This is a genomic window from Thermococcus sp. (assembly GCF_027063845.1).
Lineage (GTDB): Archaea > Methanobacteriota_B > Thermococci > Thermococcales > Thermococcaceae > Thermococcus.
Genome location: NZ_JAMOQU010000127.1, coordinates 45,379 through 55,532, shown reverse-complemented (window position 1 = coordinate 55,532; position 10,154 = coordinate 45,379). Strand labels below are relative to the sequence as shown.

Genomic DNA, 10,154 nt, shown 5'->3' with positions numbered 1-10,154 from the left:
GTGAGGGCCCACCTCATAGTATCACCGCGAGGTTTGTCATATTGCCAAACTTTATAAAGTTTGTTGGGGTCAAATTTGTCACATGAGGCTCATTATAGGGCGAGAGATTATCAAAATGCTCATCAAGATGGCAGGGAGTTCGAAAATCGAAGTGTGCGGCTTCCTCCTAGGCAGGAGAGACGAAGAAGAGTTTCTGGTTTTGGAAGTGAAGCAGGTCAGGAACATGCTCAACTCCCCGAGCGCCTTCGAGATGGAACCAGAAGAAATGGTCAGGGCCCTCGATGAGGCGGAAGCGAGGGGCCTCGAAGTTGTCGGAATCTTTCACTCCCACCTCAAATGCCCACCATTGCCGAGCGAGCGCGACTTGGAGGGAATGAAGAACTGGCGGGTTCCCTGGCTCATTGTCACGCCGGGAGGGGAAGTTAAGGGGTGGATTCTGGGAGAGGGCGGGGTGGAGGAGGTCAAAATCGTAGATGAAGCTAATGACGCCAGAGAGGGGATAAAGGTACTCGCCAAGACCGTCCGACGGGGAACCTTTGGCGAGGGAGGAACGAACGAGGAATTCAAAAAGCTGAGACTTGAGGCACTCACACAGAGGAACCCGATTAATCCTCCCTAATCACTATCTCTATCCTCCTGCCCTCGCGGTAGCCTTTCATCGCCGAGAGCATGCCCTTTATCGTCTTCTCTACCAGCTCCTGCACCCAGTCCTTCATCGGGAGAACCTGGCCGTCTATCTTGACCGTGACCTTGGGCTTCGAGCTCAGCACAACGCAGTCCTTGAGCGTTTTCTCGCCCCTGACAATCATCCTCGCCATCTCGGCGCACTTGAAGCCACAGAGACCGCAGTCTATGTTGGGGAGCATGAAGGCCCTTTTCTCGACGAGGTCGGCGAGCTTCTCGGGTTCCTTCGTCGCGTCAATGACGGGGAGGCCGTCAATCTCCTTAATTCCTGTCGAAGCTATGACCCCGCTCACCGCTATTGCTAAGCCGTCGTTGAGCTCTCTAACGTCCTCCTCGCCCCTCGCGCATATCACCTTGGGGACGTGCTGTATCGATTTGAACCCCTCAAGCAGGAGGAAATCGGCCGAAACCATCGAGAAGAGCGCGTTTATGTCCTTGGCCTTAAACAGGAGCGCGTCGGTGTCGTGGGCGTGAACTATAACCTCATCGGCAACCTTCGAGAACCGCCAGGTGTCGCTCCCTTCCCTGTCGAAGTCGACGTGCATGCTCTTCGCTATTGCTACACGGTAACCGCGCTCCTTCAAAACCCTCGCGACGGCCTCAACAGTCGTCGTCTTCCCGCTCTTCTTGAAGCCGACGAAGGCAACACCCCTCATGCTCTCACCTCACAGCAGGGTTATCCAGTTGAGGTCGTCTATCTTAACTATTAGCTCCTTGGCCCTGTTGCCCGCGTAGTCGGTAACTTCCCTGAGAAGGATTACCTCCTCGTCAAAATCCTCAAGGATTCCCGAAAAGCTCGTCTCGCTTCCAACGCCCACCGCCACCCTCTTCCCCTTCCAGCGCTCCAGCGTCTTGTCGAGCAAATACTGCTTCTCGCTCATAGCCACCCCCGCCGTTGCTATGTTAAGGGCTTTTAATACTTTCCCGCATCACAAAGCCTATAAGCGGGCCACCGTTCCCCATTCGGGTGGTGGTATGAGACTCGTCACGAAGAACGAAGCCGTTAAGCGCGCGCTCATCGAGGAGCTCAGGAAGGAGGGAATACGCTTTGAGGTCCGCTCAAGGGAGGGCTACGAGGCCTTCGTCGGCTACCTCATCGAGGGAACGCTCGGGGAAATCGAGGAGAGGATTGAGAACCTTGAGGGGGCCGACGTCGAGGCAATCAGAGAGGGCTTCCTCTCGTTCAGGGAGAGCCTCAACCACGTCCTTGAGCACCTCAAGGCCGGCGAGAAGGCCGACGAGCTACTCAAAGAGGGCCTCTGGGTGGCTGAGCTTCTCGACCAGCTCTATCGCAACGGGGCAATAGAGTACGACGGCGTCAACGTCAGGCTCAAGGAGGGAATCAACGTCGATGAACTGAAGTTCGAGTTCAAGTTCCCGTTCAACCTCGTCCACGACCCCGGAAAGGTTGAGGAAAAGGCCAAACAGTTCGCCTTCGTTGACCTCGTCATAGAGCACGAGTTCGAAATCCTTGAGCTGAACATCGCCAAGGTGAACGCCCTCGGAAAGATAGCGAGCAAGTACTTCCCCGAGGACTACCTGCTGAAAGCCTACTTCGCCCTCGTCGGCAGGGCAATCCTCGCGGAGGAAATCCTGAAGGCCCTCGGCGACAAGAAAATCCCGGAGGAGGAGCTCACCAAGGGCTTTCTGAGGGCCTCGCCGATAGCGGTGCCAACGCCGAAGGGAACCCTCGTCATCAACTACTCGCGCGACTCCTTCGAGGAGACCCTCAGGCTCCTCAAGAGGCTCGGCTACGTCGAGATAAAGGGCGGAAAGGTCAGGAAGCTCAAGGATTTGAGCTGATTTCAGTTTCTTTTTAATTGGTCAACGGAATGACCAAAAACAGTACTCAATCGTTCACTCGAATGACTACTTAATCAGTCATCTTTTGGCGTCAAATACTCAATCCTCGCCCGCCCGTTTTTCTCCAGCCACTCCAACAGTTCCCTCGCGAACTCGAACTTCTTACGCTTGCTCTCCCAGACTGGCGAGTGCTTCTTCAGTGAGGGCTTGCTCCACTTCCCAACGATATCGCCGAAGTCGAAGCCGACCAGCGTTATCTCCCTCGCACCGAGCTCCTCCGCCAGGAATACAGCCCTATCGCCATCGGTGAAGCCTCCGAAGTTATAGATTATGTCGAGGGGCTCGGCTTGAGTTGTTCCGAGGATTCTCGACAGGAACGGGACGTAGGAGACGAGCTTATCCCCGTTGTCCCCGTGGGCGTGGACGACGAGGAAGGAACCTCTGTCGTTGGCGAGCTTTATGTCAGAAATCCTTCCGTCGAGGTCCGTGACGATTACGTCGGGAACGAGGCCGAAGTCGAGCAAGGCCGTCGTTGCCCCGTCGGCAGATATGAGCGTCCCGTCCGAGAAGTCGAACTCCTTCAAGGCGTTTTCAAGGCTTGGACCCGCGCCGAAAACGTAGGCTTTCCGTCCGATTACCGCCTCAAGCTCCTCGCGGAGGATGTACTCATCGCCCCCAAGGAGGAGCGAGCGGAGTAGCTCAGCCGACTTCCTGTCTTCCTCGATTGAATAGCCCATCTCCTTCACGATGCGGAGGTAGAAGGGCTCCCAGTCATCCCATCTCATTTCAACCCCCTCAACCTTTTATCCATTTTCAGCATCTCCCGCCACTGTTTTCCGGGCCAGTAGATTTGTCCGCAGTTTTCACAGACGTAGAATTCGTTGTAATTCTCGTAGACCCTCGGCGGAACCTTACCTTTAACGACCTCCTTTGAAACCGCTTTTATGGGCCCATTGCACTTCGGACATCGTGCATTCGCTGGAAAGAGTTCCCCAAACTCAACGCCGAGGCGCTTCAGCTCTTCAACCTGCCCCTCAAGCGAGTTGGAGCGGAGGAGGAAGACATTGACGCCGAGCCTTTCAGCCCTCTCCGCAAGGGCGACGTCCTTGGTGAGGACTACCCTGCCTTCTTTCAGGGCAACCTCGATTATCTCATCATCGTTCTCGATTCCATAGAGGGTGTCGTAGCCGTAGAGGCGCAACCAGCGCGCTAATCTGCCAAGCATCATGTCGGCGATGAACTTCATCGGAAGGGGTTACGGGAGAACCCTTATAAACTCAGCCTCTATTTCACGGCCATAAAATATAAACCGGTGGTCCTTATGCTCGTCTACTTCATCGGCACCGGCGGGAGCGAGGGGATTCCAGCTCATCTCTGCACCTGCCCGACCTGCACCGAGGCGAGGAAGTTCGGCTTCGCCCAGAGGAGGCCCTCAACGCTGGCGGTAATCACAGAAAACGGGAAAGCCGTTCTCTTCGACGTCGGGACCGACATAAGGGACTTCCTCAACGTCCCGCTCGAGGCGATTTTTCTCACCCATTGGCACCACGACCACATTTACGGCCTCTACAAGCTCCGCTGGATGGCAAGGGAAACGGTTCTTTATGCACCGGAGGGGAGTGCCGACGCGCTAATCCTGCAGGATCCGAAGAACCTCCGCCCGAGAACGCTCAGGCCCTTCGAAACGGTCGAGCTCGACACGCTGAGGATTACGGCACTGAGGCTGAACCACGGCGTTGAAACCCTCGGCTACCTCATCGAAGAGGATGGGAAGAGTGTGGCCCTGCTTTACGACACCAAGGGCCTTCCAGAGGAGACGCGGGAGTTTCTGGAAGAGAGGGCCCCGCTCAGGTTGGCGATTGTGGACGCCACCTACCCGCCCGGCTTCGACGACCCCTATCACAACAACGTTGACGAAGCGGCCGAACTCGGGCTTGGATTAGCTGAGAGAACCGTTCTGAGCCATATCTCCCACAAGAACTTTCCGTTCCTTGAGCTGACCGACTACGTGCGGAAGAGATGGGGAAACAAAGTTCTCGTCGCCTACGACGGCATGGTTTTCTACGTCTGAGCCAACCGCCCAAAACCCCTAAAACTCCCGGCTCCTAATTTATTACGGTGATGCCATGCGAGTCCTTGAGCTGGCGAGGCGAAGGAAGACCGTGAGGACTTTTCTTCCAGATAAACCGCCGAGGGAGGACATCTTAAAGGCTCTAAAGGTGGCGAAGGAAGCGCCGAGCGGTATGAACGCCCAGCCCTGGAGGTTCGTTGTTATTGACGACGACTGGCTGAAGGGGAAAATACGGGAGCTCTGCGAGGGGGAAGAGGAGAAGTTCTACTCGAGGACGAAGGGCGACCTGATGGCGTGGCTCAACGCCAAGGGCTTTAAGCCCGAGAAACCGTTCCTCAGCGAGGCGCCCTATCTGATACTCGTCTTCGGTCACACCAAAGCGCCGTACTGGCTCCAATCAACCTGGATTGCCGTCGGATACCTACTCCTCGCGCTCGAAGAGCTCGGCCTCGGAACGGTAACATACACCCCTCCCAACCCAAAACCAGTTGAGGAGCTCCTGAACGTTCCAAAGGACTACAAGCTCCAGACGATTCTGCCCGTCGGCTACCCTGCGGACCCGAAGCCGAAGTACGAGAGGAAAAAGCTTGAGGAGGTCGTGAGCTTCAACGGGTTTTAATTGCCCTTTCCAGCTCCTGCAAAAGCTCAATCTGCTCCTCAGTCTCAACTGCACACGGTCTGAGCCTCCTGACGCGGTAGAGGGCCTGCCTGAGGGACAAGTGTTGGGAGTACATCAGCCACGCGACCGCTACCGTACCGCTCCGTCCACAGCCCCCAAGACAGTGAATCAGAACTTTCTTCCCTTCCCTCGCTCTTTCCTCAATCCAGCGGAGGATTTCTATGAGCTTGCTCAAGGGAGGGGCGCTGAAATCCGGGATTGGGCTGTGAAATACTTCAACTCCCCTCCTTTCCCACTCATCGAGTGAATACGAGAGCTCGAAGTCCTCAACTAAGACCACCACGGCGTCGAAGGTTTCGACAACTTCGTCCAGCTCTTTCTCCACGGGCATCCGCGAGAAGGCGACGTTATCGTCTACGAACTTGGCCGAGCGCCACATATTACCACACCTTCGTTCCCACCGGGACCTCATCGGGAACGGGCAGGAGGTAGACCTTTCCCTCCTCGTTTTCCGCCACTATGAGCATGCCCTCGCTCTTGACTCCCGAGAACTCCTTCGGCTTCAGGTTGAGGACGAAGATGAACTTCTTGCCCTCAAGCTCCTCCGGGCTGTACTGGTCGGCTATACCCGTTATTATCGTTCTCCGCTCGGTTCCAAAGTCCACGTCGAGCTTTATCAGTTTCCTTGTCCGCTTCAGCTTCTCGGCCTTCCTCACGAGGCCGACGCGGAGGTCAAACTTCCAGAACTCGGAGACGTCGTAGAGCTCCATACTATCACCGTCGTGTTTCTAGCGGGACTGGGCTTAAGGGTTTCGGAGCTCAGATCTCCACAACCAGAATCTCATAACCCCTTGATGACGCCAGAAGCTTCCCATCGGGGTCAAAGGCCCACGCACCGCCGGGTGAGTGGCTGTTGACTATGAAAGTTTTGACGCCGAGGAGTTTAACCCGCTCCGCCATGGCCTCAACGTCCTCCTCGTTGAGCTCGCCGTAATCCGGAGAGTACTCCATCGGCACAAACAGGAAGTCCGGCCTTTTCTGCCTAATCCACTTTGCTATCCGCTTGTTGTACAGGTCGCCGCATATGATTATCGCGGCCTTCCCAAACTCTGTTCTGGCCGTTCTCACCGTGTTACCCGTGCAGAACTTCATCGGCTCCTAGAACTTGCGGTGCTTGAGCAGAACCTCCCCGTTTCGGCCGATGAGCAGGGCCGAGTTGTAGACACAGTTCTTGTAGGGCTCAAGGAGGCCAAAGACGATGTAAACGCCGGCTTCCCTGGCGAGCTGGGCTACTCTACCCAAGATTTCGTCGTAGAGCCCTGCCCCGCTGAAGTCCCACTCCTCGAAGCCAGTGAGGCAGTACTCCGGGAAGACGAGGAAGTCTGGGTCGTGCCTCAAGGCCTCGTTGAAGCGCTTCTCGAACTCCCTCCAGTTGGCCTCGAAGTTTCCAGTCTCAACGTGCATAGGGATTAGGACGACCTTCATTTTTCTACCCTCCCAAAGACAAGCAGGAAAGCCTCACACACCTTTCCGTGGCTTGAAGCACGCCCAAGTACCAGCTCCTCCTCAACAGCCAACCTATGGAGCTTGGCTGACTCTTTGAGCCTCTCCTTCAGACCGTTGAGGTCAAAGTCACCGACTATTATCCTACCGCCCGGCGATAAAACTTCCACGGCCCTTCTGAGAAACGGTTCCGGTTTGAGGTCGTGGAGGATGTAGGAGAAAACGACAACGTCAAAGTCCCCGCCAACATCGTCCCTGAGGAAGTCGCCCTGCATGAACTTCAGCCGCTCGTTCTCAAGCTCCCGAAGGAGGGGAAAGAAGTCAGCCCTCTTTTCGACTCCGATGACGGTTCCCTTCTCGGAGAGCGCTAGGGCGAGCAACCCTGAACCGGAGCCAACGTCGAGGATTTTTCCCTTCGCTCGTTTTACGATTTCTTCCATAACCCTAAGCCTCAGCCGTATTTCTTCCCCGTGTGACGGAAACAGGGCCAGTCTCGAACCGACCAGCCACATCAGCTCTTCCTCGGTTCCGCCAAATTCCCTGAAGGCATCAAGGGCCCTGGAATAAAAGGTCTCTATGACTTTCATGGTCTCACCCCCGGCTTGTCCAGACTTTTATCCCGGTAGCGTCTCCTCCACAAACCCTTTGCAGCTTCGAGCCCGAGGAGAAGCAGCCCGAGCGCGAGCCCCTGCCACAGGGGTTCCCCAAACTTCTTCATAAGGAGACACATCAACGTGAGGAAGAACGCCACATCGATGACCGATTCAACCCTTTTGGGGCCCCTCCTTTCCACGGCGTAGAGCGCGAGGAGGTAGATGACAACGAGGAGGAGGTAAAGCGGCCCGATGTAGTAAGCTGGCAGGAAGAAAAGGGCGATGAGGAAAAGAACCGCAAGAACCGCCAGGGAGTCCCTCATACCACCACCTCTGTCCTAAGGAAGGGAAGGGAGATGGAAAATCCCTCGTCGAAGCATACCCTCGTTAGTTCCCTTCCAACGCCGGTGGTGTTTTTGAGCAGTTGCCAAACGTTTCCTCTGAGCTCAAAACGTGAAAAACCCTTGACCTCGCCCCGCTCGATAATGAGGGCTGGTGTTACAACGACCGAGAAGTCACCGGAGGCAGGGTCGAGGGTGTTTGCCCCCCTAACGCTGAGGGCTAAAAAGCCCCGTTCAACTTCCCCAATTAACGCGTCGAGGCTCTTCTGCCTAGGGACGAGCGTCAGGTTGTGTGGGCCGTCAAAGATTCGCTCGCCGAGCCTTATCCCGTTCCCCGTGCTCTCTCTTCCTGCCTTCCAAGCGGTGTAGCTGTCCCATAGGAGACTTTTAACCGTGCCCTTCTCTATCAGGACGTTCTTTCTCGCTCTAACCCCCTCGTCGTCCGCTTTAACGTAGCGGAGCGAGCCTTCATCGCGGGGGTCGTCGAGAATGGTGATGAGCTGCGAAGCTGGGGTTTCCCCCTCTTTTGCTTCCATTCCCGGCGATTTGAGTGAAGTACTCCCTCTAAGCCTCCAGAGGACGGGAACGAGGAGAATGCTGTAAAGAGGTGTCGGGGTGAATATCGCCTCAACGTTTCCCCTTGGAGGGTTAACCCTACTAAGCCCCTCTATAAGTCCGAGGTAGGGGTTTATGAACTCGGTGAACTCAACCCTTGAAGCCGAGCCTGCAGAAGTCTGAAAGGAAATCCCGCCTCCGATTTCAAATTCGGCCCTCATCAGGGAGTATGCACCATTAACGTCTGCTCCTGCTGTGCTTTCAACCGAGAAGCGCCGGGTTATTAACTCCACAGTCCCGGATAGGGAAAGTTCCTTCTCTCCAAGTTCGTCAGCTAACGCGGAGAGCTCGCCGGCGATGTCCTCTACATCTGCCTCAAACGTTCTGTCCCAGCGGACCCTACAACCGGGCGGGAGATGATAATCTTCCTCCTTTGAGAAGCGGAGCGTCTCGCGGGCGAGCCTCAAAGCCTCCCCCTCGGCTCTGCCTTCTGCAAGTGCAGAACCCACCTTCCCGTTCTCAATTAACCTTACGGCAGTGAACTCTCTAACCCGTGCAAAAGGCTTAATGTTTCTCTCAAGGGAAACACCAATGCGTTCCTCCCTCAGACGGTAAACCTCACGCTCCATTTACACCACCCGGATTCCCTCCTCGAAGAGGACGTGAGGCCCTCCCATGCTCACCCTCACCACCTGCCCCTTTCCGCAGTATGAGTTCTCGAAGTCGAGCTTCCTTCCGAGCCCCCTGATTCCGGAGAGGGCATCGAGGGCTTTACCGCTCGCCGTCGCACCGAATATCGGTTCGGCAATCTCGCCGTTCCTGATGACGTAGCCCTCCATGACTCCAACTGTAAATGAAGAGTCAAGGCCGGTCTGTCCCGGTCCGGCGCTCACGAGGTAGTAGCCGAGCTTGACCTCCTCGAGTAGCTCCTCGAACGTCCAGTCACCTGGCTCGAAGTAGGTGTTCCGCATCCTTATCATCGGCTCGAAGGCGTAGCTCTCGGCCCTTGCGTGCCCGTTGGGTACCACCCCCAGCAGGTAAGCCCGCTCCCTGTCCACGAGGGGCTCGTTGAAAACTCCATCCTTCAGGATTTCGACCTTCTTCACCTGGACACCCTCATCGTCGTAGAGGTCGTTTCCATGACCATCGGGAACGTTCCCATCGCTCAGGCCTACGAACTCCGGGGCAATTCTCTCGTCGAGCTTATCAGCTAAAGGCGTGTTCGGCAGTTCATCCGCCTCGGCGAGGTGGCCGAGGGCCTCGTGGGCAATCGTGCCGGCAAAGTAAGGTGAGAGGAGAACCGGAACGTTCCTTAGCTTTGGCCTTCCTCCGTGAAGGAAGCAGTTCATCTGACCGCTGATTTCGGTGAGGATTTTCTTCTTCATGGCATCAACCGCCTCAAAGCCCCTCTCGATTGAGCCGGTCAAGCTGAAGAGCCACGCGCTCCTTCCGTTAGAGGAAACTACCAAATCGGCCTCAAAGGAAATCCCAGTCAGCTCCCACTCGATTTCGGTGCCCTCGCTCGTGACGAGCTGTTTGATGCCCGAAAAGTCCGAATATTTCACGGTCTTTCTCGGAGCCTCCGGCAGGTCGTTCAGAAGTTCCTTCACGGCCCCGACCTTCTCCTCAAGCGACACTTCTGAGGGCCTCACCTTCATCCTGCTTCGTACCCGGTCCCGGACGGGTTTGACTTCGGCGAGCTTCACATCTCCTCCGCTAACCTTTGCGAGCCCCACAGCCTTCCTGACGGCCCATTCTAAGTCGCCGGGCGAGTTCACGGAGGCAAATCCCCAAGAGCCGTTCACAAGGACTCTAACCCCAAATCCCCCAGAGTAGCGGGTGGAAACGTTTATCTCGTCCGAGCCCGCGATTTCAGTTTTAATCAACCGCTCCTCTCTCACTTCGGCGTACTCCGCGCCGAGCGAGAGCGCGAGCTCAACGACCCTTGAAACGTCCACTGAAATCACCTGAATTCCAAATCAAAG

The 10,154-nt window shown here is 56.0% G+C and carries 14 protein-coding genes and 1 pseudogene; 4 read left to right on the top strand and 11 right to left on the bottom strand.

Annotation, left to right across the window (positions count from 1 at the left end):
• The first annotated feature begins 82 nt into the window (after nt 1–82).
• Nucleotides 83–619 carry a M67 family metallopeptidase gene (locus MVO87_RS10665; RefSeq protein WP_297516181.1) on the top strand — a complete coding sequence of 179 codons (537 nt, stop codon included), beginning with the start codon at nt 83–85 and terminating at the stop codon, nt 617–619.
• On the opposite strand, the gene mobB is transcribed toward MVO87_RS10665, so the two are convergent.
• Together mobB and MVO87_RS10655 are read right to left on the bottom strand one after the other, a co-directional pair.
• The gene (gene mobB, locus MVO87_RS10660) at nt 606–1,340 is read right to left on the bottom strand and encodes a molybdopterin-guanine dinucleotide biosynthesis protein B (RefSeq protein WP_297516184.1); all 735 of its coding nucleotides are present in this window, start codon (nt 1,338–1,340) and stop codon (nt 606–608) included. The genes MVO87_RS10665 and mobB overlap by 14 nt on opposite strands.
• Before the next feature lie 9 nt (nt 1,341–1,349).
• A complete protein-coding gene (locus tag MVO87_RS10655) occupies nt 1,350–1,565 on the bottom strand; it encodes an LSm family protein (RefSeq protein WP_297516187.1) in 216 nt (71 codons plus the stop codon).
• Between the two features lie 94 nt (nt 1,566–1,659).
• Here MVO87_RS10655 and MVO87_RS10650 point away from each other — a divergent pair, with 94 nt between their 5' ends.
• Nucleotides 1,660–2,487, top strand: coding sequence for a hypothetical protein (locus MVO87_RS10650; RefSeq protein WP_297516192.1), 828 nt, complete (start codon nt 1,660–1,662; stop codon nt 2,485–2,487).
• A gap of 74 nt (nt 2,488–2,561) precedes the next feature.
• Here MVO87_RS10650 and MVO87_RS10645 read toward each other — a convergent pair whose 3' ends face one another.
• Complete coding sequence (locus tag MVO87_RS10645; protein WP_297516195.1) at nt 2,562–3,272, bottom strand: 6-hydroxymethylpterin diphosphokinase MptE-like protein; 711 nt, start codon at nt 3,270–3,272, stop codon at nt 2,562–2,564.
• The gene (locus MVO87_RS10640; RefSeq protein WP_297516198.1) at nt 3,269–3,733 is read right to left on the bottom strand and encodes a Mut7-C RNAse domain-containing protein; all 465 of its coding nucleotides are present in this window, start codon (nt 3,731–3,733) and stop codon (nt 3,269–3,271) included. The genes MVO87_RS10645 and MVO87_RS10640 overlap by 4 nt, the downstream gene beginning before the upstream one ends.
• 75 nt (nt 3,734–3,808) lie before the next feature.
• Between MVO87_RS10640 and MVO87_RS10635 the strand changes: the two genes are divergently transcribed.
• Nucleotides 3,809–4,558 (top strand): MBL fold metallo-hydrolase, encoded by a 750-nt coding sequence (locus MVO87_RS10635; protein WP_297516204.1) that lies wholly within the window; start codon nt 3,809–3,811, stop codon nt 4,556–4,558.
• A gap of 55 nt (nt 4,559–4,613) precedes the next feature.
• Nucleotides 4,614–5,177, top strand: a complete 564-nt coding sequence (locus MVO87_RS10630; RefSeq protein WP_297553112.1) for a nitroreductase family protein — start codon at nt 4,614–4,616, stop codon at nt 5,175–5,177.
• Here the strand turns inward: MVO87_RS10630 and MVO87_RS10625 are convergent.
• From MVO87_RS10625 to MVO87_RS10595, 7 genes and pseudogenes are all read right to left on the bottom strand, one after another.
• On the bottom strand, nt 5,164–5,616 hold the full coding sequence (locus MVO87_RS10625) for a protein-tyrosine phosphatase family protein (RefSeq protein ID WP_297553110.1): 453 nt from the start codon (nt 5,614–5,616) through the stop codon (nt 5,164–5,166). The two genes, MVO87_RS10630 and MVO87_RS10625, sit on opposite strands and share 14 nt — an antisense overlap.
• 1 nt (nt 5,617) lies before the next feature.
• Nucleotides 5,618–5,947 (bottom strand): methionine--tRNA ligase subunit beta, encoded by a 330-nt coding sequence (metG, locus tag MVO87_RS10620; RefSeq protein WP_297515022.1) that lies wholly within the window; start codon nt 5,945–5,947, stop codon nt 5,618–5,620.
• 49 nt (nt 5,948–5,996) lie between these two features.
• Nucleotides 5,997–6,662: pseudogene (locus MVO87_RS10615) on the bottom strand (carbon-nitrogen hydrolase family protein).
• Complete coding sequence (locus tag MVO87_RS10610) at nt 6,659–7,267, bottom strand: class I SAM-dependent methyltransferase (RefSeq protein ID WP_297515019.1); 609 nt, start codon at nt 7,265–7,267, stop codon at nt 6,659–6,661. Before MVO87_RS10610 ends, MVO87_RS10615 begins: the two are co-directional and overlap by 4 nt.
• Nucleotides 7,264–7,596: a hypothetical protein gene (locus tag MVO87_RS10605; protein WP_297515016.1), complete on the bottom strand. Its 333-nt coding sequence runs from the start codon at nt 7,594–7,596 to the stop codon at nt 7,264–7,266. Before MVO87_RS10605 ends, MVO87_RS10610 begins: the two co-directional genes overlap by 4 nt.
• Entirely contained in the window at nt 7,593–8,798 is a 1,206-nt protein-coding gene (locus MVO87_RS10600) for a TldD/PmbA family protein (RefSeq protein ID WP_297553109.1), read from the bottom strand. Before MVO87_RS10600 ends, MVO87_RS10605 begins: the two co-directional genes overlap by 4 nt.
• Nucleotides 8,799–10,136 (bottom strand): TldD/PmbA family protein, encoded by a 1,338-nt coding sequence (locus MVO87_RS10595; RefSeq protein WP_297553107.1) that lies wholly within the window; start codon nt 10,134–10,136, stop codon nt 8,799–8,801. It lies immediately after the preceding gene.
• Nucleotides 10,137–10,154 lie beyond the last annotated feature (18 nt).

Bases quoted from the DNA above. Each gene is read 5' to 3' on its own strand.
- MVO87_RS10665 (WP_297516181.1), top strand. From the start codon at position 83: ATGAGGCTCATTATAGGGCGAGAGATTATCAAAATGCTCATCAAGATG.
- mobB (WP_297516184.1), bottom strand. From the start codon at position 1,340: ATGAGGGGTGTTGCCTTCGTCGGCTTCAAGAAGAGCGGGAAGACGACG.
- MVO87_RS10630 (WP_297553112.1), top strand. From the start codon at position 4,614: ATGCGAGTCCTTGAGCTGGCGAGGCGAAGGAAGACCGTGAGGACTTTT.
- MVO87_RS10600 (WP_297553109.1), bottom strand. From the start codon at position 8,798: ATGGAGCGTGAGGTTTACCGTCTGAGGGAGGAACGCATTGGTGTTTCC.
- MVO87_RS10635 (WP_297516204.1), top strand. From the start codon at position 3,809: ATGCTCGTCTACTTCATCGGCACCGGCGGGAGCGAGGGGATTCCAGCT.
- MVO87_RS10655 (WP_297516187.1), bottom strand. From the start codon at position 1,565: ATGAGCGAGAAGCAGTATTTGCTCGACAAGACGCTGGAGCGCTGGAAG.
- MVO87_RS10605 (WP_297515016.1), bottom strand. From the start codon at position 7,596: ATGAGGGACTCCCTGGCGGTTCTTGCGGTTCTTTTCCTCATCGCCCTT.
- MVO87_RS10610 (WP_297515019.1), bottom strand. From the start codon at position 7,267: ATGAAAGTCATAGAGACCTTTTATTCCAGGGCCCTTGATGCCTTCAGG.
- MVO87_RS10625 (WP_297553110.1), bottom strand. From the start codon at position 5,616: ATGTGGCGCTCGGCCAAGTTCGTAGACGATAACGTCGCCTTCTCGCGG.
- metG (WP_297515022.1), bottom strand. From the start codon at position 5,947: ATGGAGCTCTACGACGTCTCCGAGTTCTGGAAGTTTGACCTCCGCGTC.
- MVO87_RS10650 (WP_297516192.1), top strand. From the start codon at position 1,660: ATGAGACTCGTCACGAAGAACGAAGCCGTTAAGCGCGCGCTCATCGAG.
- MVO87_RS10645 (WP_297516195.1), bottom strand. From the start codon at position 3,272: ATGAGATGGGATGACTGGGAGCCCTTCTACCTCCGCATCGTGAAGGAG.
- MVO87_RS10640 (WP_297516198.1), bottom strand. From the start codon at position 3,733: ATGAAGTTCATCGCCGACATGATGCTTGGCAGATTAGCGCGCTGGTTG.